The sequence below is a fragment of the Erwinia sp. PPS120 genome, from assembly GCF_047918655.1.
Taxonomy (GTDB): domain Bacteria; phylum Pseudomonadota; class Gammaproteobacteria; order Enterobacterales; family Enterobacteriaceae; genus Erwinia; species Erwinia tasmaniensis_A.
Map to the genome: position 1 here is coordinate 23,986 of NZ_JBLREF010000039.1, position 26,273 is coordinate 50,258.

The window sequence follows — 26,273 nt, forward strand, 5'->3', positions numbered from 1 at the left end:
GGAGTTGCTATGTCCATTTACCGCGCCAGGCACGCACGTATGAAGCAGGACCTTGCCACACTGGTGGCGATCAATACCGAGAACCCGCCGGGCCGGGAGCGCGAGGCGGCAGAGTGTATTGCTGACTGGCTACGGGCGGCGGATTTCGACCTCTCATTCAGCGAATACGCACCCGGACGGACGAACGTGACCGCCGTGCTGCGCAACGGCGACGGTCCGTGCTTTGCCTTTAACACCCATCTGGACGTGGTGCCCGCCGGAGAAGGCTGGGCCAGCGACCCCTTTACGCTCACCGAACGCGACGGACGGCTATATGGTCGCGGCGCCTGTGATGCCAAAGGCCCGCTGGTGGCGATGGTGGAAGCCCTGCGCATGCTGGCAGAGCGGCGTCAGGAGTGGTCCGGCACGCTGATGGGCGTTTTTACCGCCGATGAAGAGGTGGCCAGCGAAGGGGCGAAATTTTATGTCCGCAATGCGCCCCCGGCCATTGATTTCGCGGTGATTGGCGAGCCGACCGCCAACGCCACCTTTTCTGCCCATAAGGGCAGCCTGCGCCCGCGCGTACGGGTGAAAGGGGTGACCGCGCACTCGGGCACCCCGGAGCTGGGGATCAATGCCATCTATCGGGCGGGACAGCTGCTGGGGCTGGTTGAAGACGCCCATCAGCAGCAGGTGCGCTGCCGCTGCCATCCGCTGGTGGGGAATGCCAGCCTGACGGTGACCCGCATCCACGGCGGTCATGCCGATAACGTGGTGCCCGACAGCTGCGAACTGCTGCTCGACCGCCGTATGGTGCCCGGCGAGGATGAGGAGGCGGTAAAAGCCGAGCTGCAACAGCTGCTGGAGACGGCAAAGCAGCAGTTTGGCGTTGAGGCGGAGATTGTCGCCTGGCAGCCCACTACCGGCGGCGCAACGGAAACTGACAGCACTGAGGCGATCGTGCAGGCGGGTCTGGCGGCCTGTCGTCGTCACGGCCAGGCCGAACCGGGGCCGTTTGGCTTTCAGGGGGGCTGTGACCTGGTGCATTTCCGTGCGCTGGGTGCTAAGGGCGTGGTGATTGGGCCGGGATCGCTCGCGGTGGCGCACAAACCGGATGAGTTTGTGCCCGTGGACGAGTTTATCGCCGCCGCTGAGATCTATCTGGACATTGCGCTGGCGATGCTGCCCGTGACGGTGGCGCCATGAGAGCGCGGCTGTGGCGGGGCGATCTTCATTATGCGGGCGTCACCCTGCACACCGCCGCCTCCGGTGCGGTGACCGCGCTCGACACCCTGTGGCTGACGCTGGACGACGGCGGCGACAGAGGGGTCGGCGAGGTCAGGCTGAATATCCGCTATCTGCACGGCTACAGCGAGGAGCAGGTGCTCGGCAACGTCCAGCACCATCTGGCCCGCTGGGACTGGGAGCAGCCTCCCGAGGCACAGCTGGCGGCGGTTCACGCCTTACAGAGCGGACTGCTGGCACCCACGCGGATGCTGCTGGAGATGGCGCTGCTGGATCTGCTGGCCCGTCAGCATCAGCAAAGCCTGGCGCAGTGGCTGGGTGCGACCCACGCACCCTGCGCCGTCGCGACCAACCAGACGCTGTTCTGGGGCAGCGAAACGCAAATGATGGATCAGGCTGAAGGCTATGTGGCGCGCGGCTTTACTCAGCTCAAGCTGCGCACCGGGGTGGCGGATTTCGCCACCGATCTGCGGCGGCTCCAGGCGCTGCGCCAGCGCTTTGGGGAGGGGATCACCCTGGCGATTGATGTGAACGGCCAGTGGTCGGTCGCCGGGGCGCTTGAGCGTCTGCCGCAGCTGACCCGTCTGGATCTCAGCTATGTGGAACAGCCCCTTGCGCCGGAACACGATCCGCGGCTGCCCGAGCTGGTGGCGTGCGGTATCCCGCTGATGCTGGATGAGAGCCTTAACGGCGAGGCGGCTATCGCGCGACTGGCGGACCTGGCGGCGGACACCCGTCAGGCAGCGCAGCCTGAAGCCCCGGCGTATGGCGCCACCGGCGGCGGCATCTGGGCACACCTCAAGCTGGTGAAGCTGGGCGGCATTCTGCCGGCGCTGGACGCGGCGCGACGTTTGCAGGCCGCGGGCGTGAAGCTGATGATCGGTCAGATGAATGAAGGTCATGCCGCTACGGCGGCCGCGCTACAGCTCTGTCGCGTGGTGCAGCCGGACTTTGCGGAACTTTACGGGGCCGACGGCCTGACGGACGACCCGGTCAGCGGCCTGATTTACCACCAGGGGCGCGTCAGCGTGCCCGATTCTCCCGGCCTGGGCGTGCATTTCGATGCCGCGCGCGCCACTTTCCTTCAGGAGCTTAACCATGCAACTACCCGATAATGTGATTCAGGGCAGCGAATCGGCGTTTAACGCCGACGAATATGCCGGGCGTATCCGCCGCACCCGCGAACGTCAGCAGGCGGCAGGCATCGACGTGATGATTGTCACCGGCCCGGAAAATATCTTCTGGCTCACCGGCCAGCAGACGCCAGGCTACTACACCTTCCAGGCGCTGCTGCTGCCGCTGGAAGGGGAGCCGGTCTTTGTTATTCGACAGCTGGAGTTCTGCAACTTTATCGCCAACACCTTTATCGCCGACGCGGCCGTATATCAGGATGGCGATAACCCGGTCGATTTTCTGTTCGGCATGCTGCAACAGCATCACTGGCTGTCAAAACGCATCGGCCTGGATAAGCGCGGCTGGTTCCTGCCGGTCGCCATCTATGAGGCGCTACAGCAGCGATTAGGCGATATCGCCGATGCCGCAGGCGTCATTGAGCCACTGCGGGCGGTGAAGTCCCGGGCGGAGCTGGAAAAAATCACCGCCGCTGCGCGCTACGTTGACGCCGGGATGAACGCGGGCATTGCCGCCATCCGCGCGGGCGCTGACGAAAATGCATTAGTCTCGGCGATGATGGGGTCAGCGATTGCCGCCGGTTCCGAATATGTAGGCATGGAGCCGCTGGTCTCCTCCGGCCCGCGCACCGGCGTGCCGCATGGCACCTGGCGACGTCGGGTGCTACAGGATAACGAACCGGTCTTTCTGGAGATGGCGGCGGCTCACGATCGCTATCACGCCGCGCTGATGCGTTCCGCCTGGCTGGGACGCCCTCCGGCTATCGCGCTGGAAATGGAAAAGGTGTGCCAGGAGGCACTCCAGGCGGCGCTGGATGCCATTCGCCCCGGCGCGACCTGCGAAGCGCCTCACCTGGCCTGCCAGCAGGTCATTGACCGCGCGGGCTTTACCGATAATTTCAAAAAACGTACCGGCTACGCCATTGGCGTCTCCTTTGCGCCCGACTGGGGCGAGGGCGGCATCCTCAGCCTCTACAGCGGCGTCACCACTGAACTCCAGCCGGGAATGACCTTCCATATTCCTCCCGCGCTGCGCATCTATGGGGATTTTACCGTCGGCGTCAGTGAAACCATCGTGGTAACTGAAACGGGCTATCGCCAGCTCGGCACCCTGGCTCGTCCATTAACTTTGCTGTAAGGAACAACAATGAAAGATATGACTGAATGCCATGAGCGCCTGCGCGGCATCTTCAACATTACCGTTACGCCTTTTGATACACAGGGCGCCATCGACTTTGTGGCGCTGCGTGAAAATATTGAGCGGGTGATCGGTCTGGGCTACGACGGCATTCTGATTGGCGGCACCTACGGCGAATTCCCGGTGATGTCTCTGGCCGAGCGGCGATCGCTGTTTAGCGAAGTGATGGCCTGCGTGGGCGATCGCATTCCGGTGATGCTGTGCAGCGCCAGTGCCGATCCGCGCGACGTGCGGGAGCTCACCGCGCTGGCGGGCGATCTTGGCGGCCTGCCAATGGTCACGCCGCCGTTTGTCAGTGAAATCACTCCGGCGCAGATCCATGCCTTCTTTTGTGAAATGGCGCCGCTGTCAAAAACCGGCATTTTGATCTACAACGCCCCCGGCATTGGTATCACCCTTTCACCCGATCAGCTGGTGCAGCTGGCAGATATTCCAGGCGTGGTCGGGATTAAGCAGGGCGACCTCAACCCGACGGCTATCGACCAGATTGCTAATCGCCTGGGCGGTCGGCTGCGGCTGTTCTGCGCCTCCGATCTGGCCTTCCTTGGCCCGATGATGTGTGGTTTTGACGGCATCAGTACCACCAACAGCGGCGCGTTACCGGAGATTATTCTGGCAACCTTTCGCGCGGTGGAGCAGGGGGATGCGGACACCGCCCGCAGTCTGCATCAGCTGTGGTACGACTACCGCGCGCTGGCGCGCCAGCACGGTCAGCCGCAGCTGGTTAAGGCGGCAATGGCGCTGCGCGGCTTTAACGGCGGCACGGTGCGCGCCCCGTTAAAACCCCTCTCGCCAGAGGCGCTGGCGGCGCTGACCCGCGTGATGACGACGCTCGCCAGCGATCCGCGCAGCGGCGTCACGCTGGCTGAGGGCCGCATTAAGTAATGCAGTAAACAGGCCGTGTGGGGCCTCCGGACGCGACTGCAGTTCCGGATGCCCCTGAACGCCGTGCCAGAAAGGGTGGTCGGGCAGGGAGATGGCCTCAACGGTCCCGGCGGTTTCGGCCGTAACGACAATACCGCTGGCGGCCAGCTGGGCGCGAAGGGCGGGGTTAAACCGGTAGCGATGGTTGTAGTGCATCCGTGGGGGAAGCGGCCCGGGTAGCGGCGCAGCAGGGGTAAAAGGCAGAAGCCCGCAGCGATGAGCGCCATCTCCGAAGAGGATAAAACTGTGCAGGGCGGCATCCGGCGCTACCTCCGCCAGGATTGCCTTATCGCACCCGGGCTGAAGCCGAACCGCCGCCGTGGCCATGCTCTGCATTCCGAGGCAGAGCCCCAGGGTGGGGAGATGACTCTGCAGGGTCGCATTGGCCACGCGGATCTGCCCGCTGACGGCCGCCATGGAGGCACCGCCGGGCAGCACCACCGCGTCCAGTTCGTTCAGCTCATCCAGCCGGTCGGAGTGGGCATCCGGCGGTAGAAATCGCAGACGGATCGGAATGCCAGACTGGCGGGCGGCATCGTCAAGTGCCGCGAGGGTGGCAGGATAAACCTCACGGTGATCCGCCTCCCGTCCCACCAGTCCCAGTAACAGAGGTTCACCGACCGGCTGGTCGCGTGGGCGGTCACCGGGGACCGGTTGCTGTAAAAGTACGCTGCCCCCGGCGTTGCAGAGCTGTAACAGGCCGCCTGTGCGCTGAGCGTAAAGCCGGTTTCCCGGCAGGCGCGCCACGCGCCCGGCATCACGTGCGGCAAGCACCACGACGGCATCATGTGCAGGCAGCTGCGCGATATCGCTCACCTCCCGCAGCTGTGGGTCGCAGGGATAAAGCCCGCTGGTGACGCAGTAACCGGCCGCGACCACGTGCTGATGGCTGTCGGGGTAGTCGCCGCTAAAGGTCGGCCGCAGGCTCCACAGGGGCAGGCGCTGCTGCCTGGCCCAGGCGATCGCACAGGCGCCATAGTGGGCGGGCAGTCTGGCATCGTCGAGGATAAAAGTCAGTGACACGGCAAGCTCCTGGCTGTCTGGGATGAGGTACGCAATCGATTGTATTCACTGGTTCAATATATACAAAGAGGATTTATGAATAACACCACTACCGCCCGCCGTATGCAGCGGGTCAGACCTTCTCCGACCGCAGCGATTTCTGACCGCGTTCGTGAACTTGAGGCCGCAGGGAAACGGATCATCAACCTGGGCGAGGGGGAGCTGGACTTTGCCACCCCCGATGTCATCAGCTATGCCGGGATTGCGGCTATTGTGGGTCAGCAGACCAAATACACCGCCGTGGCGGGCACCGCCGGGCTGAAGCGAGCCATCGCGCATAAGTTTGCCCGGGATAACGGCCTGACGTTCCAGCAGCATGAGATCATCGCGGGCAGCGGGGCTAAACAGCTGATCTTCAATGCGCTGCTGGCGACGGTTGACCCGGGCCAGCAGGTGATTATCCCCGCGCCCTACTGGGTCTCCTATCCGGATATGGTGGCGCTGGCCGAGGGCGAGCCGGTGATTGTACCCTGTGAGGAACAGGACGGCTGGAAACTGCGGCCGGAGACCCTTGCGCAGGCCATAACCCCGCAGACGCGCTGGATTATTCTGAACTCTCCCGGCAACCCTACCGGGGCCATCTACAGCCTTCAGGAGCTGCGCGCGCTGGCCGACGTACTGGCAGATCATCCGCAGGTGCTGATTATGGCCGATGATATCTACGAGCCGCTGCGCTATAACGGCGCGCCGTTTGCCACCTTTGCTCAGGCGGCACTGCAGCTGGCAGAGCGGACGTTAACGATTAACGGCGTCTCCAAAAGTCATGCGATGACCGGCTGGCGGCTGGGCTATGCCGCCGGACCCGCCTGGCTGATTACGGCGATGCAAATTCTGCAATCGCAGAGTACCTCCAACCCCAGCAGTATTTCTCAGGCGGCGGCAGTAGCTGCCCTGCAACAGCCCGCCGCCTTTTTTTCCCAATGGCTGGAGAAGCTGACCCGCCGTCGCCAGCGCGTGATGGCATGGGTGGCGGCAACGGAGGGGCTGAGCGCCACCCCGCCCGAGGGAGCGTTCTATCTGTTTGCCAACTGTAAAGGGTTGATTGGGCGCATTACCCCAGCGGGCGATCCCCTGGCTGACGATAGCGACGTGGCCCGCTGGCTGCTGGCAGAGGCGGGGGTCGCGGTACTGCACGGATCGGCGTTCGGCATGCCGGGCTATTTGCGCATCGCCTATGCCGTAAAAGATGAACTGCTGGAGGAAGCCTGCCAGCGGCTTGAGGCCGCCTGCCGTCGCTTAACGGTCTGAAAGAGGCATCGGCAGAGCAAAACTGCCGCCGCTTAACGGTCTGAAAAGGCGTAGGCTGGAATAGCACACGGCGGGTAAACAGGCTGAGAGGCGTCGCCAGTATAAGCCGACGCCATGCTTAAGCCTGCGGCGTTAGCCCGGGGGATTCAGAGCCGGAAGGTGTCCACCATTCCCCGCAGCGCATGAGCCTGCCCGGAAAGGGAGTGCGAAGCCGAGGAGGATTCTTCAACCAGTGCCGCATTATTCTGCGTTACGCCATCCATCTGACTTACCGCGATGCTGACCTGCGAAATACCCTGCATCTGCTCTGATGACGCCAGTGAAATCTCTTCCATCGCGTCGGCGAGGCTGCCAACCATACTAACGATTTTGATGATGCTTTGCCCCGTTCCCTGTGCAACGACCACGCCGCCTTCCACCTGCGTCACGGCCTGCTCGATCAGCGCTTTTATCTCTTTTGCTGCCACAGCACTGCGCTGCGCCAGCGTTCTGACCTCGCCGGCGACCACCGCAAAACCTCTACCCTGTTCTCCGGCACGGGCCGCTTCGACCGCGGCGTTCAGCGCCAGGATATTAGTCTGAAAGGCGATGCCTTCAATCACGCTGGTAATATCACGCACCTTACCCGCGCTGAGGGAAATATCGTTCATGGTCCTCGTCATTCGCTGAACCTCGCCGTCGCCGTTGCGGGCCAGTGACGCCGCTTCCCTGGCCGAGTTTGCCGTCTGCTGTGCGCCGACGCTATTGCTTTTCACCGTTGCGGTTAGCTGCTCCATGCTTGCCGCCGTTTCCTGCAGCGCTGCCGCCTGCTGTTCGGTTCGGGATGAGAGTTCGGTGTTACCCCGGGCGATTTCGTCTGAGGCGAGCGCAACGGAAACCGCAGCCTCTTTAATCTGCGACACCAGGCCGCGCAGGTTTACCTGCATACCCGCCAGGGAGGCCAGCAGGCTGCTGCTGTCGTTGTGGCGTAAAGCGACCGAGGTTGTCAGATCGCCGCTGGCGATGGCAGCGGCCAGCCGTTGAGCCTGAACCGGTTCACCACCCAGCTGACGCATCAGCAGACGTACGGTCAGGATACAGACGATCGCTGCGGCAATAACGGAGACAACCATCATGATCCCTGAAAGCAGTGAGAGGCGGTTTACGGTTGCGCTGTTTGCCCTGGCCGTCTCCTCGGCCTGTTGGGTCTGAATATCTGTCAGGGCATTAAGACTGGCGACCAGCACCTGCTGGGGGGGCCTCACGCCGTGAGTGAGATAATCTGCGAACCCCTGGAGCTGACGCTGCTGCGCCATATGGGCAGCGGTATCAAGGGCGGTAAGGGCGGCTTTCTCTGAATCACTGACGTCTGCCAGCAGCTTCACTTCAGCGGGGGCCCCTTCGGCATGGATGATGGCGGCAAGCGCATCACGCGTTTGCAGATATACCTGCTTTTGTTGATCGAAGCGGGATAGCTCCGACTCAATGGCCTGAGGATCGGTAAAAAGCGCCATGTTCCTTATTTCAACCAGCATATTTCGCAGCGTGGTTCCCATTTCGTTAACCAGCACGACTTTTTTCAGTTTGAGGTTAACGACGGTGTTCATACTGTCTCTGGACTGACTCAGACCATTAAATGCCAGGCCCAGACAAAGCATAAAGAGCAAAATTATCAGGGAAAAACCTGCTGTTAAACGGGTCGATATTTTCATGTATCCATCCAGCTAATGGTAATAGGCCAGATCTACTATCGACAGCAGCCCTACAGAGCAACAGGGTGAGAGGAAAATTTATTTAAGCGATGTTACCCTGCCTGCGGGTGAGGGGGCTGGGTGTGGAATATTTCAATAACACCTTACAAAAGAGTCAGCTGCATCGATTTCGCCGTGCCGTGACACAGCTACCGAACCTTCTGAGTTTCGCGCTTACTTGCTTTGTGTAATGTTATATCATAACATTTTACATCTTTATTCAAGCGAGGGTCGAACGTTGAAGAGTCATCTGGGGAAGTGGGTGTTGGCATCGGGGATGCTGATCGTCAGCGGCGAGGCGCTGTCACATGCGCATCATTCACACGGCAGGCCGCTGAGTGAGGCAGAACAGCACGCGGCGGAAGGGGTGTTTGCCGATCGGGATGTGCAGGACAGAAATCTGACCGACTGGGAAGGGATGTGGCAGTCGGTTTATCCGCTGCTGCAGAAGGGCACTCTGGATGCCGTATTCCGTAAAAAGGCCGAAAAGGACAACAGCAAAACCTTTGCGTCGGTAAAGGAGTATTACCGCACCGGTTATGCCACCGACGTCGCCACCATTGGCATTGAGGATGGCATGATGGAGTTCCACGTCGGGGACAAGGTCAGTGCCTGCCACTACACCTACGCGGGTCATAAAATCCTGACCTATGCGTCCGGTAAAAAGGGCGTTCGCTACCTGTTTGAATGCCACGACGCCAACAGCAGCGCGCCAAAATACGTGCAGTTCAGCGATCATATTATCGCGCCGCGAAAATCCAGCCATTTCCACATTTTTATGGGTAACCGCTCGCAGCAGACGCTGCTGGAAGAGATGGACAACTGGCCAACCTACTATCCCTATCAGCTGTCGGATAAAGAGGTGGCAGACGAAATGCTGCATCATTAAGCCTTTCGCCTGAACCTGGCTCAGCTCCCACGCCGCAGAAAGGAAAAGGCATGCAAGGCGCCCTGGTCGTCTATTGCCGTATAGTTGAGTGTCGATTCACCGTCGGGCAATATTCCGGCTTTATTCTGCAGGAGAAACGTCCTGGTAGAGAACGGGGCAACGTTTTTCTCCGCATCCAGGTAAACGTTTTGCCCGCGCTGACGTTTTTTCCCGGCAGCTGAGCCAGCTGCGCAACAAAGTTTCTCTGATAGATGTTGCTGTCTCCCTGACCGCTGCTGGTCCGTTGGGCATCCTCCAGCACGGGCCGCCATCCGGCATTGCTGCTGTAATCACTCCAGCCGAGAAATGAGACCGGTTTGCCGCTGGAGGTATTGAGTTTGATACCCACGCCAGTGGCCAGGGAGGAGTCTGAATCATAGTGATCAGACACCAGATAATCTGAAATGCCATTGCTCCCGGCCAGCCCCAGCTTTTGAGCCTGAAGCCAGGCCGCATAGCTGGACTGAAAACCCAGTGAGATCTGGCCTGAAGCCACACCGGATTGCGTCTCTGCTGCAGCTGAGCATTCAAGCGTGACGCTTAACGGCGCGCTTACCGACTGACCCTGCGAGAGCGCGTTAATGCTGACCGATGGAAAAAGGACGTGGGCGGTATAGTTTTCCACCCGGCATCCCTGACTCCGGTTCTGCGTAAGGGTGGCTACCGGCGCGGTATTCATCCCGAAGGCCATATAACGGCCGGTGATCCAGGTGTCGAAGTTATTCCAGCTGTCTTTTCCGGCTTCGGGAACATTCTGTCCTGGCCCCATAAAAACCACGTAGCCATTGGGCTGATTGCAGTTATAGGAACCCGCATAGCTGTCCTTTGCGGCATAGAGACAACCCCATGATGCATAGCCGCTATCCCGATTGTTTTTATCTGTTCTGATCAGTTCAGCGCTGATCGGGCTGAAGTGCTTGCCATTAATCAGTATTTTATTACCGCTCACGTCATAATCAGTCAGCGGGACTTTCTGCCAGATCCGCGTAAACGGCTTACCGCTGCGCAGATGAACCAGCTTTAGCGCGGTAAAGGGGAAATAGGTCTGGTAATAGTTATCCCCCATATTCCATGCGCCCCCGACGTTACTGTCGCCGTTAGTGGCAAATACCTCGAAGATCTTATCCTTATCCGCCAGGTCGCACTCATAGAGCACGCGTTCGGGATCGCTATTTTTAGTTGAGGGAACAACCTGAAACACGGAGCGGGCCAGTACCGTACCAGCAGGCTGATAGCGCAGGTCCATCAGGCCAATGTTACCCAGATTCAGAGATGCGCCACAGGCGTCACACCCCTGATCGACCGCCCTGACGCGGGTACAGTTTGCCTGTAGCGATGTGCAGAGGCTGGAAATAAGGACAACGAATGCATAAATAAAATATTTCATTTTTTATCCTGGTTGATTTCTTATATAACAATGAGTTGATGTAGATTCAGGAGATGAGAGATGAGAGATGAGAGATGAGAGATGAGAGATGAGAGATGAGAGATGAGGCGGAGTGGAGTTGTCGCGAAAGGGTGGTCGACTCTGTTTTTCGGCTGTTTCATGGGGGGTAATAACGCGTCATACTCAGGTAGCGACCTGAACGACAGGAAGATATAACCCGCCTTTATGCTGCCGTTCAGGTTTTATATGACTCGCTACTTTTCGCAGATAAAGAGTGGCACAGGATTTGAGTAAAAAAGCCAGGTGTCTATTCCCGTTCTCTTTATGGTTAAAGGAAGCTTCCCGCCTTTTTTGAAAAAGAACTCCGGAAACCACTTTTTTTCTTCCTCGTCCTTTAGCTCATTCATTGGGGAGTTCTGAATAAGCGTTGACTGCGCGATGAGGATGTTATTTTCCTCATGGTAGTCAAATTGAATAACTTTACTGACATTGATGCGGTTCTCTTTTCCCTCATAAAGGGCACCGGAGAGGGTAAGCAACCCTTTCCCATCATTCATTTTCTGCCCGATGATAAGAGAGAGTTTATCTTCACCCTTGAAATAATTAATGTTGCCTACGCAGCTGATCTCATCGTTCTCATAGAACCTGTAAAAAAATAATTCACCTATTGCAAACAAAATAAGAACAAAGGTCAGGATCTTCCTCACAGGGGATTACCTGTATAGTAATAAGAAATGCAGTTAGGTCTGAGGAAGGGACCTGTCTCTTTTTCACACTGTATCACTGACATTCTGCTGCCACCCGGAAATAGCGTGATGTAGACATACTTTCGATCATCACATCTTATCTTCTTTTTTATCACCGCTTGCATAGTGATATCATCATCCGCCATATTATTGCTGTAAAACGCGCATCCATTAAGATCGAATCTTTTCACGTAGTCCATGCCGTAAGTGATAAAATAAAAACAGGGCGCCAACACCATGGCGGCAAAGGCAACGCCATAAGCAATCCAGAATCGAGCGTTATTTATTTTCAGTCTGATACGCTCAGGCTGCGAATATATCCCGGCGGGGGCTTCTGAAGCGAGTGGGAAGAGGAAGCTCATCGGGATAAATGGTGACGTTTTCATTGCCCTCAGGCTCTGGCTGCCTGGGGGCGGGATCATTTTCCCCCTGAGCTGAAGAAGACTCATTCTTTAACTCGGTGCAGGTTATTTCGACCTTTCCCAGGAGCATAAATCCGCGTCGGGGAACGGTGCGAATAAAGTCCTCACTATTACCGCAGATTAACAGCGCTTTCCTGAGCATTGATATGCTTTGATACAGCGCATTGGGACTGACTTCCATGCCAAACCTTCTCCAGGCAAAATCATAAAAAGCTTCATGCTCTGTAACCTTTCCCTGATTTTCAATAAGCAACTCCAGACAATATACCGAGGATGACTGCATTTTTAACTCTTTGCCACCGCCGCGCATAACTCTTCTGCCAGGTTCAAATTCAACTTCCCCTCCTATGGAAAATTTTCTCATCGGGACTTCTCCGTGATGTAAGATCAGAGATTGATAACTTTTATTAAATATTAAAATTTTCTTTTAAAGCTGACTTATGCCTGGAGATCGCTGTACTGTATATCATTTTTTGAGTTATCTCAGTTTTGTTTCTGCAAGGTTATCTGCGATCTGTAAGCGAATAACGTCACAATGGTGAAAATCCGGCCGTGATTAATAAATTATACCGTTTTCTCAGGCTTAATAAGTTAAAAAAAATAAGAAAATTGCTAAATTGTATGAATGCAGGCGGGTCTGGGGGAGGTGTTACTGGTGTGAGACTGAGTATTCCCGTCTTACCGCAGCCGATGGAACGCTCGCGCCTGCGTCTGTTAATTGCTGATTGCTGATTGCGTATACTGTTACGCACGCTTTTCTGAGTAGACATTCCTTCCCTGTGGTTCACTGACAAGGAGTGGGGAACCGAAACAGCATAAACCCATTAAAGATAAGATATATGCTCAATACCTTCTCATGGCGCTAATCCGGAAAGGGTAAAGTAACCATGCTGTTTTAAATTTCATATTCAATCTGCAGATGTGGTTAACACAGTGTTCATTTTGGTTATTCATTCATAATAAAACCCAGGGGGGCGATATTTACTTCGGGTATACCGGACTGACGAACGCACCGTTTCGGCAATGAATGGCTTAGTGCGTGAAAATGATCTGAGCCTCGACAGGACCATCAGGGTGTTTGAGACGGCCATGCAGGCGGGCCAGCTGGTGGCCTGCGTCGGCATGGCCGACATTATCATTAGCATGTGGCCCTCTCGCCAGGATTTCGGGGTGAAGGCCTGGGGCTGGCGTGATAAATGCTAATCCCTTCCCCCGGGGGCATCAGTATCTGGTGCAGCAGGTGGCGGTGGGTCTGTGACGGACTGCATCTGTTTCTGGTTCGGGAGGATCCCTGCCGCTTTCGCTATCAGCACGGGTTTGCGCTCGTTGTGACCGGAACGCGGGGGATACCTAAGCGGACAATCCATGAAAGATCGCAATATATTATTTCGTGGGCCACGTTTTCCTACGGGCAGCGCTGTCTGACAGCTCAACACAGGGTCCTGCGCCGTTCGCGCCGGACCGAGAAGATAAACGCCGCAATAAACAGCATGGCGAACAGGAGCACGATGGTTGGGCCTGGCGCGCTGTCGAGGAAAAAGGAGAGGTAAGTGCCGCTAAAGCACACCGTGACCGACAGCAGCACGGCGCAGATCATCACCGACGAAAAGCGACGCATCAGCAAAATAGCGATAGCGCCGGGCGCAATCAGCAAGGCGATCGACAGAACAATCCCCACCGCTTTCAGCGTGGCAACAATGGTCAGCGCAATCATACTCAGCAGCCCGTAGTGCAGCAGCGAGGTATTCAGACCGCAGGCTTTAGCCTGCTGTGGGTCAAAGGCATGCAGCAGCAGATCGCGCCATTTCGTTCCGACAATCAGCGCAATGGCGCAGGCGATAAGGCCGCTTTGCCAGAGATCCTGTGAAGCAATGCCGAGCATATCGCCAAACAAAATATGATCGAGGTGCACCTCAGACTTCACGGAAATATAGACGATCAGGCCTGCGGCAAACATCCCGAAAAAAACGATACCCATCACCGTATCCTGCTTAATGCGGCTGTTTTCCTGGAGGTAGCCGGTAGCCAGCGCACAAAACAGCCCGGCACAGAACGCGCCGATGGCGAGGGGAATGCCGATAATCCAGGCAATGACCACGCCGGGAAACACCGCGTGACTCATGGCATCGCCAATCAGCGACCAGCCCTTCAGCATCAGGTAACAGGAGAGAAAAGCACATACTCCGACGACCAGCGCCGACACCCACATGGCGTTCAGCATGTACTGATAGTGGAAGGGTTCGGTCAGCCACGCCATCAGCGCACCTCCCCAACGGCCGCCAGATCCTGGGGCTGAGGCGGCGGATCGCTGAACACCACCCCGCGCAGCGCGCCGCTAAAGGCGTTTTCCAGGTTTTCCCGGGTAAAGGTCGTGGAGGTCGGCCCGCAGGCCAGCACTGTGCCTTTCACGATTGCCGTATGGTCGCAGTAGTCGCTAACCGTGGCGAGGTTATGAGTGGAGACGACCAGCATGGTGCGGCCCTCTGCCCGCAGCTCATGCAGCAGGCAGATAATCTGCCGTTCGGTATTAACGTCAACGCCGGTAAATGGCTCATCCAGCAGGATCAGCTGGCCGCGCTGGGCAATGGCGCGCGCCAGGAAAACCCGCTTTTTCTGGCCGCCGGAGAGTCCACCGATCTGCCGGTGACGAAAGTCGGACATGCCCACCCTTTCCAGCGCCGCATCCACCAGGCGTTTATCTTCCGCGCGGGCAATACGCAGCATGCCCATATGACCGTAGCGGCCCATCATGACCACGTCCTCCACCAGTATCGGAAATGACCAGTCCACCTCTTCGGACTGCGGCACGCAGGAGACAAGATTGCTTTTCAGCGCGCGTTTGCCCGGCATTCCCAGCAGCGTAATTGACCCGCCGGAGAGCGGCACAAAGCCCATAATGGCCTTGAACAGCGTGGATTTACCCGAGCCGTTGATGCCCAGCAGCGCCGTGATACTGGCGGCCGGAACCGCCAGGGTTGCCGCGCGTAGGGCGGTATGACCGTTGCGGTAGGTCACCGTCAGATTGTCAACCCGTATGCCGCTTTGAAGAGCAGAGCGCGGATTCATTTCGCTAAACCCTCAGTGATGCCTTTAACAATGGTGTCGCTGGTCACGCGCAGCAAATCGAGATAGGTCGGCACCGGGCCGTCGGCGGTACTGAGTGAGTCGACATAGAGCGCGCCGCCGTAGTGGCTCCCCGTTTCACGCGCCACCTGACGGGCGGCCTTATCGGAAACGGTACTTTCACTGAACACCGCCGGGATATGCTGCTGCTTAACGACGTCAATCACCTTCCGCACCTGCTGCGGCGTCCCCTGCCGATCGGCATTTATCGGCTACAGGTATAGCTCTTTCAGCCCAAAGTCGCGGGTCAGATAGGAGAAGGCGCCTTCGCTGATGCCCATGGGCTGAATGCCATTGGACACCAACACCTCCGGCACGCCAGCGAGATGGCGATAAAAGCGCTTAAACCATAATTCCAGATTCAGACCGTTAGCGAGGATCAGCTGTGCGCCCAGTGCGCGTTTAATATCTCCGGGAGTGGGGTGGTATTCGTGGATCTCCGCACCCGGTTTGGTGATGGAGGCCACATCGGCAGCGTCACCGGCAACGTTTTTCGCCATATCCGCAATGATGGTGAAGGTGGTGATGACTTTAAACTTCTCCTGCGCAGCGGCAGGCGTGAGCGACAGAAAGGTCGCCAGCAGGGCGCAAATCCCTGATTTTAACCACGAAGCAAACGGCATAAAAATCCTCCATAAGGCTTATAAAAACAGCACTATTAGCAATAGCTATAATGTATAGCATAGGCTATAAATTAGGGTGAGCAGTTTTTTCCGTACGGGTCAGGCCAGGTCAGAAGCGGGCAGGGAAAGCAGAAGCCATCACAGGGGGCACCGTAACACGCCAGTTAATTGTGGCCTCAGAAACTAAACCCTGATCGCTAAGCGGCTATTATTAGAGTGGTACTGATCTCGGTGGGTTAAATATCGCAAAAGCGCCCAAAAATTCCGAAGGGAAGCTCTATCAAATACATAGGGTATTTCAGATGTGACTGCGTTATTTCCGCGTATAGAGTAGCGACAAGAATAGATAAAAGGGGTGTGAGAATGAGCAGTTCTATTGATAAAGCAGCAAAAGACGCAAAACCGATCGTTGAAGCAGACAGAGAGGCCGACATTAGCAAATGTCCTTTCCATGCAGGCAACTCAAATAAAACGGCGGGCGGCGGTACCAGCAATCGTGACTGGTGGCCCAATCAGCTCAGAGTCGATCTGCTGAATCAGCACTCAGCCCGCTCTAACCCACTGGATGACTCCTTTGATTACCGTAAAGAATTTGCCAGATTAGACTACCCTGCACTCAAAGCCGATCTCAAAGCGCTACTGACGGAATCACAATCCTGGTGGCCTGCCGACTGGGGCAGCTACATTGGCCTTTTTATCCGTATGGCATGGCACAGCGCCGGTACCTACCGTGCGATTGACGGGCGGGGCGGTTCAGGTCGCGGACAGCAGCGTTTCGCTCCCCTGAATGCCTGGCCAGACAACGTGAGTCTGGATAAGGCGCGCCGCTTACTGTGGCCGGTTAAACAAAAATATGGCCAGAAAATTTCCTGGGCCGATCTCTATATCCTGGCGGGCAACGTTGCGCTGGAAAACTCTGGTTTCCGTACCTTCGGTTTTGGTGCCGGACGCGAAGACGTCTGGGAGCCGGATATGGATGTGAACTGGGGTGATGAAACCACCTGGCTTGAACACCGCCATCCTGAATCGCTGGCGAGCGCGCCGCTGGGTGCAACGGAAATGGGGCTGATTTACGTTAACCCGGAAGGCCCTGAACACAGTGGCGATCCTGCGTCGGCGGCACCGGCTATTCGTGCCACCTTCGGTAATATGGGGATGAACGATGAAGAGATCGTTGCGCTAATCGCTGGCGGTCACACGCTGGGTAAAACCCATGGGGCAGCGGCAGCCAGCCATGTTGATGTCGATCCTGAGACCGCGCCTATTGAAGCGCAGGGCCTTGGCTGGGCAAACAGCTATGGCAGCGGTGTCGGTGCGGATGCCATTACCTCCGGTCTGGAAGTGATCTGGTCACAGACGCCAACCCAGTGGAGTAATTACTTCTTCGAAAACCTGTTTAAATATGAGTGGGTACAGACGCGCAGCCCAGCCGGTGCTATTCAGTTTGAAGCGGTAGATGCCGGAGATATCATTCCCGACCCCTTCGATACGTCGAAAAAACGCAAGCCGACCATGCTGGTGACCGATCTGACCCTGCGTTTCGATGCGGAATTTGAGAAAATTTCGCGCCGTTTCCATAGCGATCCGCAGGCCTTTAACGAAGCCTTTGCCAGGGCCTGGTATAAACTGACCCACAGGGATATGGGGCCGAAAGCGCGCTATATCGGACCAGAAGTGCCTAAAGAAGATCTGATCTGGCAGGATCCGCTGCCCGCGCCGTTGTATCACCCAACGGTTGCCGACATTGCACAGCTGAAGGAAAAAATTGCGGCTTCCGGCCTCTCCATCGGTGAGCTGACCTCGGTTGCCTGGGCCTCGGCTTCAACCTTCCGTGGCGGTGACAAACGCGGCGGCGCAAACGGCGCTCGTCTGGCGCTGCTGCCGCAAAGAGAGTGGGAGGTTAACGCCACTGCCGTCCGCGTACTGCCGGTTCTGGAAGCTATTCAGCAGTCATATCCGAAAGCATCCCTGGCGGATATCATTGTTCTGGCAGGCGTCGTGGGCGTAGAAAAAGCCGCGAAGGCGGTCAGCGTAGACGTCGAGGTGCCTTTTACCCCGGGTCGCGTGGATGCCCGTCAGGAACAGACGGATATCGAGTCGTTTGAACTGCTTAATCCGGTAGCGGATGGCTTCCGTAACTACCGCCGTACTTTTGGCAACACCTCAACAGAGGATCTGCTGATCGATAAGGCCCAGCAGCTTACCCTGACCGTGCCCGAATTAACGGTTCTGGTCGGTGGATTGCGCTCGCTGGGAACCAACTTTGACGGCAGCCAGCACGGCGTCTTCACTGACAGAGTGGGCGAACTGAATACCGACTTTTTCGTGAACCTGCTGGATATGCGTACGGAATGGAAAACCACCGACGCCTCCGGTGAACGCTTTGCAGGGCGCGATCGCGTCAGTGGTGAGGTGAAATTTACCGCCACGCGTGCCGATCTGGTGTTTGGCTCCAACGCCGTATTACGTGCCAGCGCCGAGGTTTACGCCAGCGCAGATGCCAAAGAGAAGTTTGTTAAGGACTTTGTGGCGGCATGGACCCGGGTGATGAACCTGGATCGCTTCGACATCTGAGGTCGGCCCGCTAACGGCTAAAACTGCCGTACAATAAGCCCGCTTAAGTGCTCTTAAGCGGGCTTTTCTGATCCACAGCAAATACAAAAGCCCGCCCCGGCCACAGAGCAGGCCACTCCAGGTGCCGATAAACTCTGCCATACTCACCCCCCAGCGATCGGCTCCGACAGGCTGGTACAGCCCCAAAAATTACAGGTATAATCCCCTAAATTTTTTTATGGGTTTAGAGACGAAGATGACAAAACTCACCTTACAAGAGCAGATGCTTAAGGCTGGATTAGTGACCAGCAAAAAAATGGCCAAAGTGCAAAAAACGGCTAAAAAATCACGCGTTCAGGCCCGTGAGGCCAGAGAGGCGGTGGAAGAAAATAAAAAGTCACAGCTTGAGCGTGACAAGCAGCTCAATGAACAGCAGAAACAGGCCGCTTTATCGAAAGAGTATAAAGCTCAGGTGAAACAGCTTATTGAAATGAACAGGGTGGTCATTGCAAAAGGCAGCATTGATTTTAACTTTACAGACAGTAACCTGATTAAAAAAATAGCCGTTGATAAGACGACGCAAACCCAGCTTATCAATGGTCGCCTGGCCATTGCCCGTCTGGTCGCCGATAACGGTGGCGAAAGCCAGTACGCGATTATCCCGGCGAGCGTGGCCGATAAAATTGCCCAGCGGGATGCGAACAGCATTGTATTAAATAGCGCACTCAGCCAGGAAGAACAGGACGAAGACGATCCCTACGCCGATTTTAAAGTGCCTGATGATCTGATGTGGTAAGTTTCAGAAAGCGTCTTTACGTTCATCGCCAGCGGGCTAACGCTTCACCCATGGACCTTAGCCTGATGCCGGGCGTCTCCGCTCTGGCATCGTAACAGCGATTTTCGCATTCAGAACGGGCAGGGATGTATGGCCTTAATCTCTTCTTCGCTGACGGGATGAACAAAGTGTAATTCACTGGCGTGCAGCATCAGGCGCGGTGTCCCTTCGGTTCCTGGCAGCAGGCGACCACCATACAGATCGCAGCCCAAAATAGGGTGGCCCAGCTGCTGGCAGTGAATGCGCAGCTGATGGGTGCGCCCGGTCTCCGGGGTTAGCTCGACCCGCGTTAATGGCAGCATCCTCTCTTCCAGCCGGTGATAAAAGCGCTCAATGACCCGATAGCGGGAGCGGGCGGGCTTGCCGTGGATGGAGCAGACAGACATCAGCGGGAACAGCGCCGGATCTTTTGCAATCGCAGCATCTGTCACCCCTTCGTCATCGTCCAGATGTCCACAGAGCAGCGCGCTGTAGACCTTAGTCACCGTGCGCTGGCTGAACTGGTGGCAGAGAGCGGCGTTAATTGCTTTATTACGGGCAATCACCATCAGCCCGGATGTGCCGAAATCGAGGCGGTGGACGAGCGTGCAGCCGGGAAAGATCTGTACCAGGCGATGATGCACCGAATCGAGATTTTGCGGATTTTTCCCCGAGAGGCTCAGTAGCCCGGCGGGTTTATTAATAAGCACCAGATGCTGGTCCTGATAGAGGATCTCTATGCTGTCATGGCACGGTGGGGCAATAAACGTATCGAAAATCACAGACATCAGGCCGCCCGGATGGAGAGTGGGAGCGGATAGTAGCGGATTTCCAGCCGGGTGGCGAATCAGATTGTCGCTTGTTCCGTCAGAAGTAGCAGCTATGGTTAAAAGGCTTCACACCCTACCATGGAGATGCGAATGAACGAGCAACAGAAAGAACTGATTGCCTCACGGCTGGCGCTAACCTCAGAGCAGCAGCAGCAATCCCGCACAGCCCTTGCGCAGGGAAATCAGGCAGATCCGGATCGGCGACGCGCGCAGCGCTACGCATTTCAGCAGCGTACCCGGCAGAGTGTGATTGTCGGTGATACAAACGATCTGCTGCCGATTTCATTTTTGCAGCAGGGGCTAATCTCGGCCCGGTCAGTAGGCCTGATAAGGGAGGATGGGATACCAAAAGGCAGCGGTTTTCTGACGCATGGCGGCCTTTTTGTCACCAATCACCATTTATTGCCTGACCCGCCAGCGCCGGGCACCATAACGGTACAGTTCGGCTATCGCCAGAGCGAAACGGGCGAAATTATCGCAGGTCGCCTCTATTCACTGGATGCGGAACGCTTCTGGCTGACCAGCCCGACAGCAGAGTTTGACTGCACGCTGATCGCGTTGGGCGACGCCCTGCAGGGCAGCGGCGAAACGCCATTGCCGCTGGCGCTTAACGATCGCAACGATAAACATGCGCTGGGCATCAACCTTAATCTGATCCATCATCCGGGTGGCGCACCGCAGCAGATTACGCTGCGCAACAATATGCTGCTGGCCCGGCACGAACAGTTTCTGCATTACGAGGCCGACAGCGAGGGCGGATCGTCCGGTGCGCCCGTGTTCAACGACGGCTGGCAGCTGGTGGCGCTGCATCATGGGGGAGTTAAAGACAAAGGAAAATGGGTTAACGAAGGGATACGCATCAGCGCGTTGACCGACTGGCTGAAAGGCGAACTGCCGCAGCTTTCTGCTGATATGCAGGTACAGCTGATGCAGGCGTTAACCTCTGATGCTACGCCCCAGCGGCCCGTTGCCAGCGCTGCTGCTCCGGACGGAAATTACGGCAATCGTGACGGCTTTCAGGCCGGTTTCCTTGCCGGTACGCATATTGATATGGCAGAGATTATCGCGCCGCGCGTGGCGGAAGTGGCACCCTTACTCGACGGCAGCAAAGGCGCAGAGGCGAGACTCAACTACCAGCACTTTTCCCTGCTGATGAACGCGCAGCGAAAGCTGGCCTTTTTTACCGCCACCAACATCGACGGTGCAAGCTATATCAGTATCGATCGCAGCAGTGGTCAGCCCTCGCTGTTGCCTGAAGCGGACAGCTGGTATCAGGACAGCCGTATCGACAGCCGATATGTAACCGGTCAGGCTTTCTACAGCGAGTTCAGCCGCTGGTTCGATCGGGGCCACCTTACCCGCCGCAGCGATCCCACGTGGGGGAGCGCTGCCGAAGCGGTTCGTGCTAATAAAGACACTTTCCACTTTACCAACTGCTCACCGCAGCATTTCCGCTTTAACCAGAGTCAGCAATACTGGCAGGGGGTTGAGCGCTATATCCTTGAATCTGGCGTGTTGCAGACAAAAAAGCAGATCAGCGTTCTCACCGGCCCGGTTCTCAACGAACAAAGCAGACAGTATGGGGAGTTACAGGTGCCGCTGATGTTCTGGAAGGTAGTGCTGCGCATTGGGCCACAGGGCAATCCGCAGGCCACCGCGCTGCTGGTCAGCCAGGATAAATTGCTGGACGAACCGCGCCGGGTGTTGCCGCTGGCGAATCCGCAGGCAGCGCCCAACGTCGATGAATTTCGCGTTTCGGTCAGTTCGCTGGAAACCCTGACCGGGCTTAATTTCAGCGCTTTCCGTGACTGGGACAGCTGGCAGCCGGATGCCGCACTGCTGGCGGAGCCGCTAACGGCGAAACTGATTATGACATGGCAGGATCTGTTGTAAGGGGCAGTACCGGAGGAGGAGTCGTCAGGAGATAAACCGCCAAAGGCCCGCTTAAGTTTACTTAAGCGGGCCTGATAAACAGGTCTGCTTTCATCCTGATGAAAATTGACGTTATGATGCAGCAGCGCGCTACGTGGCACTGTCGACGTCGAACTGATTCTGCTTTGAGGATCCCGATATGAACGCGTTTTATCAACTCACCGCCACCAGCCCTGGCGGCCAGCTTATCTCTATGGTCGACTACGCGGGTAAGGTCGTTCTTGTAGTGAATACCGCCAGCCATTCTGGCTTCACGCCACAATACGGCGGCCTTGAAGCACTCTACAGGAAATACGCCGGCCAGGGTTTGGTAGTGCCTGGTTTCCCCTGCAACCACTTCGGTAAGCAGGAACCGGGCGATGCCGACGAAATTGCGCAGACCTGTCACATTAACTTCGGTGTAAGCTTACCGATGTTCGGGAAAGTAGAGGTCAACGGAGCCGCAGCGCACCCGGTGTTTCGTTATCTGAAAAACGAATTGCCCGGCGTGCTGGGTGGGCGGATCAAGTGGAACTTCACTAAGTTCCTGATCGGACGCGACGGTAAACCGCTCAGGCGTTTTGCATCGATCACCACCCCCTTCATTCTGTAGGATAGGGATGTCTAACCATTCCATAAGAGAGGCATACTGATGCTGGCATCAGGACAACGCTTGAGCGGCATGGCTGGCGTGCTTGTCGCGGCAATTCTCTGGGGAACGACCGGGACGGCTGCCACCTACGCGCCCGACCTGAGCCCGCTGGCCGTGGGGGCGGTGGCGATGGGGGTTGGCGGGCTGCTGCAGGGCCTGATGGCCGCAACCACCATCATTCGTCAGCGCCGGCTGATTGCGCGGCACTGGCCTGTTTTATTGACCGGCGCACTCCCGGTGGCTGTCTATCCTCTCGCCTTCTATACCTCGATGCGCTATGCCGGGGTGACGGTTGGCACCGTTATCTCTATCGGCTCGGCGCCACTGCTGTCCGCACTGATCGAAACCCGTCTTGACGGGCTGCGGCTGACAAAGCAGTGGGCGGGGGGGGCATTGGTTGGCGTAGCCGGAATGGCACTGCTGTGTATTGCGCAAAGCGGCGGCCACAGTTCAGGAAGCGGCTCAGCGATGGCCGGCATAGCCCTCGGTCTGCTGGCTGGCTTCACCTATGCTCTCTACTCGTGGTCAGCCAGGCGGTTAATGCAGGGCGGTGTGCGCCCACGCGCGGCGATGGGTGCCACGTTTGGGGCCGGTGGTCTGATGCTGATGCCCGTGTTGCTGATCACCGGCGCGCCGCTGCTTGACGCCTGGAATAATGCCGCCACAGGAATTTACATGGCGCTGGTGCCGATGTTTGTAGGGTACGTCTGCTATGGCTTCGGGCTGGCACGCATCCCGGCCAGCATGGCAACGACGATTACCCTGCTGGAACCGGTCATTGCCGCGCTGCTGGCGGTAATGCTGGTGGGAGAAAGGTTGCCGACGTATGGATGGGCCGGCGTTGCCCTGATAGTCGTCAGTCTGGCGGCGATCACCGCGCCTGCCGACATGCTGCGTTTCCTGTCCGGCAGATGCAAATCGGGCACTTTTTAATCGGCTAATAAGAAAACATAAAACAGATAAAGTGTTGATCGCTTCATGGTCAGGGAGTGGGGATAAACATTTCGATTCATCGTGAATTCACGGCACGGATACATAATTTTGTGCCCAAAAAATTGGATGATGTAGTGGATAAGTGGAAGCGTAAACGGGGACGGTAAGAAGTGTATATCAGTGCCTCGCACTGCACCTGACGTGCTCCTGCGCAATGCTGCTTCTTCACAAACGGCCCTGACATATACTACTTTTACCCTGGCAAATCACTGCTATTTCCCTGACCGAAAACAGCGAGTTCCTCCTGCAAATAGCAGCTAATATAATGCTGAAAACGACAGGAGGTATTATGAAATACAGAATTTCCGGGCTGAGTGCCGAGCCGTTTACCCATCTTTATGGACAGAGCGATGCCTATCTAAAAAGATACGGTGCAATCAGACTAACTGTAGTTAGCTGCCCCGGATTTCCAGACAGAATCTCGTTGTGTGATATACCTGCTGGCGAAACCGCTCTTCTTATCAACCACATCTATCAACCCGCAGAGACACCCTATTTCGGCTCTCATGCAATATATATATGGGAAGGATGTACCAAACAAGGCATTTACATCAACGAATTACCTGAAGTTATGAAAGCCAGAGTTTTGTCTTTGCGGGCATATGACGAGACACACTTATTAAGACAGGCAGATATCTGTGAGGGACATTTGGCTGAAAATCTTTTAGGTCTTTTTTTCGCCGATCCGCTGATTAGTTATATCCAGATACATAATGCGAAACAGGGATGCTATGCCTGTTGCGCCGAGCGTTCTGAATGAACCTTCAGAGATAAGCAGGATGCCTCAGGCATATCTGTATCTGTTAACGAACATTACAGCTTAACGTCCGCCAGTCGTCTATAAATTGCGCGTAAAAGCAAAAAGCCCGCTTAGTTTCCTAAGCGGGCTTTTCTATGTATGGCTCCTCTGACTGGACTCGAACCAGTGACATACGGATTAACAGTCCGCCGTTCTACCGACTGAACTACAGAGGAATTGTTTCAACGGGGCGCATGTTATCGACCCGGGCGGGGGATGTCAAAGCCTGTTTTCACCTTTTTGATCAACTGCTGAATAAAACAGCATTTTGCTGAATTTTCACGGGTTGACGGGCGGGGACGGGCTTCTGAAGCTATTCGGGCGTTTTCACATTCACTGCTGGCGCTCTCGCAAAGCGGTATTAAGAAACAGCATCCGTTACAGTAACTTTCGCCAGAATGGTCACGTTTATTTCATTTGTTGATTGCTGAGGCTGTTTTTGAAATATACATTCCAGTTCACCCCTTATTAATGCGCAGGAAACTCCGATGGTAAAGGTCAGAATTGGGTTGATTGGTACAGGCTATATTGGACGCTGTCATGCGATAGCCTATGCTCAGGCCCCCACCGTTTTTGCGCTGAAAGGGGAGGTCGTTCGTGAAATGGTCGCGGAGATCGACCCGGAAATAGCAAAGGCTCAGGCCGCCGCGCTGAGTTTTAACCGTTCCACGGGAGACTGGCACGAGCTGGTGGCCGACCCGAATATTGACGTGGTAGATATCTGTGCGCCTAATTTTCTGCATAAGGAGATGGCGCTGGAGGCGATCCGTCACGGTAAGCATGTTTACTCAGAAAAGCCGCTGGCGCTGAATGCCGCAGATGCGGAAGAGATGACGCGCGCCGCGGAACAGGCCGGTGTGAAAACGCTGGTGGGCTTCAACTATATGAAGAATCCCACCAGCCAGCTGGCAAAAGAGATCATAGCGCGGGGGGAGATCGGGGACGTGGTGCACTTTTATGGCACCCATAACGAAGATCACCTGGCCAGCCCGCTCACGCCGCTGGACTGGCACTGCCTGAAATCACGGGCGGGACTGGGGGCGCTGGGGGATCTGGCTGCCCATATCGTGAATATGGCGCACTATCTGGTGGGAAGCATCAGCGAAGTTTCCGGCGATATGCAGACGGTGATTAAGCAGCGACCCGACGCTGCTAACCCCTCCCTGATGCGTGAGGTGGAAAATGAGGATCAGGCCAGTGCGCTGCTGCGTTTTGCGAACGGTGCGCACGGCGTGATTGAAACATCGCGTATCGCCTGCGGCAGCAAAATGGGGCTGACCTACGTGGTTACCGGTACACGTGGCGCTTTGCGCTATACCCAGGAGCGTATGGCGGAGCTGGCTGTCTACCGACACGACGATCCGGTCGGGCGGCAGGGGTTCAAAACGCTGCTGACCGGCCCGGCGCATCCGGACTATGCCGCCTTTTGCATTACGGCGGGTCATGGAATTGGCTTCAACGATCAGAAGACGGTGGAAATTCGCGACCTGATTAATGGCGTTGCGGCTAACGATCGCATGTGGCCGGATTTCGCCGAGGGTTTACAGGTATCGCGGGTGCTGGAAGCCATCGCCCTGTCCGCGCAGCAGCGTCGCTGGGTGAGCGTGTGATGGACACTATCAAGCGGTTTTACTGGCGGCAATGCTGAATCAAAGAATGAATACGTGAAAATTACAGGTAACAGAGTAATTTCTGTTTTGTAAAATAATTCTCATCAAGCACACCTTTATAATAATTTTTCTAAGCCAGGTCGAGTAACCTATTTTCTGATAGTGCAGCGTTTTTTTACAAAGTATGTATGGTAAGTTTTGAGATAATCTCAACATAATATTTTATCAATATCATGAGGAACTGTGATGGCCATCAATTTTCAAATGTTTGTTTAAAAAAATATGATAGACAGTAGGGCATGGAGGCCAATGTAGGAATTTTTTATAACCCCTTATGGCTGTATCAAAGAGTGCAATAGAGGGATG

At 56.3% G+C, this 26,273-nt stretch carries 24 protein-coding genes, 1 tRNA gene and 2 pseudogenes; 16 read left to right on the forward strand and 11 right to left on the reverse strand.

Going from position 1 to position 26,273, the window contains the following annotated elements:
- Window positions 1-9: 9 nt before the first annotated feature.
- Genes ACLRGG_RS18405 through ACLRGG_RS18420 form a run of 4 tightly spaced genes read left to right on the forward strand, consistent with a single transcriptional unit; the run spans window position 10 to window position 4,437 of the window.
- Window positions 10-1,185: a M20 family metallopeptidase gene (locus ACLRGG_RS18405; RefSeq protein ID WP_416251121.1), complete on the forward strand. Its 1,176-nt coding sequence runs from the start codon at window positions 10-12 to the stop codon at window positions 1,183-1,185.
- A complete protein-coding gene (locus tag ACLRGG_RS18410) occupies window positions 1,182-2,339 on the forward strand; it encodes a mandelate racemase/muconate lactonizing enzyme family protein (RefSeq protein WP_416251122.1) in 1,158 nt (385 codons plus the stop codon). The genes ACLRGG_RS18405 and ACLRGG_RS18410 overlap by 4 nt, the downstream gene beginning before the upstream one ends.
- Complete coding sequence (locus ACLRGG_RS18415; RefSeq protein WP_416251123.1) at window positions 2,323-3,492, forward strand: M24 family metallopeptidase; 1,170 nt, start codon at window positions 2,323-2,325, stop codon at window positions 3,490-3,492. The genes ACLRGG_RS18410 and ACLRGG_RS18415 overlap by 17 nt, the downstream gene beginning before the upstream one ends.
- A gap of 9 nt (window positions 3,493-3,501) precedes the next feature.
- Window positions 3,502-4,437, forward strand: coding sequence for a dihydrodipicolinate synthase family protein (locus ACLRGG_RS18420; protein ID WP_416251124.1), 936 nt, complete (start codon window positions 3,502-3,504; stop codon window positions 4,435-4,437).
- On the opposite strand, the gene ACLRGG_RS18425 is transcribed toward ACLRGG_RS18420, so the two are convergent.
- Window positions 4,330-5,499: a glutamine amidotransferase-related protein gene (locus ACLRGG_RS18425; RefSeq protein ID WP_416251125.1), complete on the reverse strand. Its 1,170-nt coding sequence runs from the start codon at window positions 5,497-5,499 to the stop codon at window positions 4,330-4,332. The genes ACLRGG_RS18420 and ACLRGG_RS18425 overlap by 108 nt on opposite strands.
- A gap of 75 nt (window positions 5,500-5,574) precedes the next feature.
- Here ACLRGG_RS18425 and ACLRGG_RS18430 point away from each other — a divergent pair, with 75 nt between their 5' ends.
- Window positions 5,575-6,786 (forward strand): pyridoxal phosphate-dependent aminotransferase, encoded by a 1,212-nt coding sequence (locus ACLRGG_RS18430; protein ID WP_416251126.1) that lies wholly within the window; start codon window positions 5,575-5,577, stop codon window positions 6,784-6,786.
- Window positions 6,787-6,932: 146 nt separating this feature from the next.
- Here the strand turns inward: ACLRGG_RS18430 and ACLRGG_RS18435 are convergent, their stop codons facing one another.
- On the reverse strand, window positions 6,933-8,477 hold the full coding sequence (locus tag ACLRGG_RS18435) for a methyl-accepting chemotaxis protein (protein ID WP_416251127.1): 1,545 nt from the start codon (window positions 8,475-8,477) through the stop codon (window positions 6,933-6,935).
- Window positions 8,478-8,754: 277 nt separating this feature from the next.
- Between ACLRGG_RS18435 and zinT the strand changes: the two genes are divergently transcribed.
- Window positions 8,755-9,405, forward strand: coding sequence for a metal-binding protein ZinT (zinT, locus tag ACLRGG_RS18440; RefSeq protein ID WP_416251128.1), 651 nt, complete (start codon window positions 8,755-8,757; stop codon window positions 9,403-9,405).
- A 70-nt stretch (window positions 9,406-9,475) separates the two neighbouring features.
- On the opposite strand, the gene ACLRGG_RS18450 is transcribed toward zinT, so the two are convergent.
- The 4 genes from ACLRGG_RS18450 to ACLRGG_RS18465 form a co-directional block, all read right to left on the reverse strand.
- The gene (locus tag ACLRGG_RS18450) at window positions 9,476-10,831 is read right to left on the reverse strand and encodes a fimbrial protein (protein ID WP_503369244.1); all 1,356 of its coding nucleotides are present in this window, start codon (window positions 10,829-10,831) and stop codon (window positions 9,476-9,478) included.
- A gap of 254 nt (window positions 10,832-11,085) precedes the next feature.
- A complete protein-coding gene (locus ACLRGG_RS18455) occupies window positions 11,086-11,538 on the reverse strand; it encodes a YqeJ family protein (protein WP_416251129.1) in 453 nt (150 codons plus the stop codon).
- The gene (locus ACLRGG_RS18460) at window positions 11,535-11,963 is read right to left on the reverse strand and encodes a hypothetical protein (protein ID WP_416251181.1); all 429 of its coding nucleotides are present in this window, start codon (window positions 11,961-11,963) and stop codon (window positions 11,535-11,537) included. The genes ACLRGG_RS18455 and ACLRGG_RS18460 overlap by 4 nt, the downstream gene beginning before the upstream one ends.
- Window positions 11,881-12,363 carry a winged helix-turn-helix domain-containing protein gene (locus ACLRGG_RS18465; protein ID WP_416251130.1) on the reverse strand — a complete coding sequence of 161 codons (483 nt, stop codon included), beginning with the start codon at window positions 12,361-12,363 and terminating at the stop codon, window positions 11,881-11,883. The genes ACLRGG_RS18460 and ACLRGG_RS18465 overlap by 83 nt, the downstream gene beginning before the upstream one ends.
- Before the next feature lie 671 nt (window positions 12,364-13,034).
- Between ACLRGG_RS18465 and ACLRGG_RS18470 the strand changes: the two genes are divergently transcribed.
- The 3 genes and pseudogenes from ACLRGG_RS18470 to ACLRGG_RS21480 form a co-directional block, all read left to right on the forward strand.
- The gene (locus ACLRGG_RS18470; RefSeq protein ID WP_416251131.1) at window positions 13,035-13,202 is read left to right on the forward strand and encodes a hypothetical protein; all 168 of its coding nucleotides are present in this window, start codon (window positions 13,035-13,037) and stop codon (window positions 13,200-13,202) included.
- The gene (locus ACLRGG_RS18475) at window positions 13,189-13,257 is read left to right on the forward strand and encodes a hypothetical protein (RefSeq protein ID WP_416251180.1); all 69 of its coding nucleotides are present in this window, start codon (window positions 13,189-13,191) and stop codon (window positions 13,255-13,257) included. Before ACLRGG_RS18470 ends, ACLRGG_RS18475 begins: the two co-directional genes overlap by 14 nt.
- 16 nt (window positions 13,258-13,273) lie before the next feature.
- A pseudogene (locus ACLRGG_RS21480) lies at window positions 13,274-13,345 on the forward strand (hypothetical protein); the annotation flags it as partial.
- 83 nt (window positions 13,346-13,428) lie between these two features.
- Here ACLRGG_RS21480 and ACLRGG_RS18485 read toward each other — a convergent pair.
- The 3 genes and pseudogenes from ACLRGG_RS18485 to ACLRGG_RS18495 form a co-directional block, all read right to left on the reverse strand.
- Entirely contained in the window at window positions 13,429-14,256 is an 828-nt protein-coding gene (locus ACLRGG_RS18485; RefSeq protein ID WP_416251132.1) for a metal ABC transporter permease, read from the reverse strand.
- Window positions 14,256-15,065, reverse strand: coding sequence for a manganese/iron ABC transporter ATP-binding protein (locus ACLRGG_RS18490; protein WP_416251133.1), 810 nt, complete (start codon window positions 15,063-15,065; stop codon window positions 14,256-14,258). Before ACLRGG_RS18490 ends, ACLRGG_RS18485 begins: the two co-directional genes overlap by 1 nt.
- A pseudogene (locus ACLRGG_RS18495) lies at window positions 15,062-15,745 on the reverse strand (metal ABC transporter solute-binding protein, Zn/Mn family). The gene ACLRGG_RS18490 and the pseudogene ACLRGG_RS18495 overlap by 4 nt, the downstream one beginning before the upstream one ends.
- Before the next feature lie 363 nt (window positions 15,746-16,108).
- Here ACLRGG_RS18495 and katG point away from each other — a divergent pair.
- Together katG and ACLRGG_RS18505 are read left to right on the forward strand one after the other, a co-directional pair.
- Complete coding sequence (gene katG, locus ACLRGG_RS18500) at window positions 16,109-18,319, forward strand: catalase/peroxidase HPI (RefSeq protein ID WP_416251134.1); 2,211 nt, start codon at window positions 16,109-16,111, stop codon at window positions 18,317-18,319.
- 235 nt (window positions 18,320-18,554) lie between these two features.
- A complete protein-coding gene (locus tag ACLRGG_RS18505) occupies window positions 18,555-19,094 on the forward strand; it encodes a DUF2058 domain-containing protein (protein WP_416251135.1) in 540 nt (179 codons plus the stop codon).
- 110 nt (window positions 19,095-19,204) lie between these two features.
- Here ACLRGG_RS18505 and ACLRGG_RS18510 read toward each other — a convergent pair whose 3' ends face one another.
- Complete coding sequence (locus ACLRGG_RS18510) at window positions 19,205-19,900, reverse strand: RluA family pseudouridine synthase (RefSeq protein WP_416251136.1); 696 nt, start codon at window positions 19,898-19,900, stop codon at window positions 19,205-19,207.
- 132 nt (window positions 19,901-20,032) lie between these two features.
- On the opposite strand from ACLRGG_RS18510, the gene ACLRGG_RS18515 reads away from it, so the two are divergent.
- From ACLRGG_RS18515 to ACLRGG_RS18530, 4 genes are all read left to right on the forward strand, one after another.
- Window positions 20,033-21,835 carry a DNA/RNA non-specific endonuclease gene (locus tag ACLRGG_RS18515; protein WP_416251137.1) on the forward strand — a complete coding sequence of 601 codons (1,803 nt, stop codon included), beginning with the start codon at window positions 20,033-20,035 and terminating at the stop codon, window positions 21,833-21,835.
- 178 nt (window positions 21,836-22,013) lie between these two features.
- On the forward strand, window positions 22,014-22,466 hold the full coding sequence (locus tag ACLRGG_RS18520; protein ID WP_416251138.1) for a glutathione peroxidase: 453 nt from the start codon (window positions 22,014-22,016) through the stop codon (window positions 22,464-22,466).
- Window positions 22,467-22,505: 39 nt separating this feature from the next.
- Window positions 22,506-23,438: a DMT family transporter gene (locus ACLRGG_RS18525; protein ID WP_416251139.1), complete on the forward strand. Its 933-nt coding sequence runs from the start codon at window positions 22,506-22,508 to the stop codon at window positions 23,436-23,438.
- 349 nt (window positions 23,439-23,787) lie between these two features.
- Window positions 23,788-24,258, forward strand: a complete 471-nt coding sequence (locus ACLRGG_RS18530) for a DUF1203 domain-containing protein (RefSeq protein WP_416251140.1) — start codon at window positions 23,788-23,790, stop codon at window positions 24,256-24,258.
- A gap of 139 nt (window positions 24,259-24,397) precedes the next feature.
- Here ACLRGG_RS18530 and ACLRGG_RS18535 read toward each other — a convergent pair.
- Window positions 24,398-24,473: transfer RNA gene (locus tag ACLRGG_RS18535), tRNA-Asn, on the reverse strand.
- A gap of 312 nt (window positions 24,474-24,785) precedes the next feature.
- Here ACLRGG_RS18535 and ACLRGG_RS18540 point away from each other — a divergent pair.
- On the forward strand, window positions 24,786-25,907 hold the full coding sequence (locus tag ACLRGG_RS18540) for a Gfo/Idh/MocA family protein (RefSeq protein WP_416251141.1): 1,122 nt from the start codon (window positions 24,786-24,788) through the stop codon (window positions 25,905-25,907).
- The last annotated feature ends 366 nt before the right edge of the window (window positions 25,908-26,273 follow it).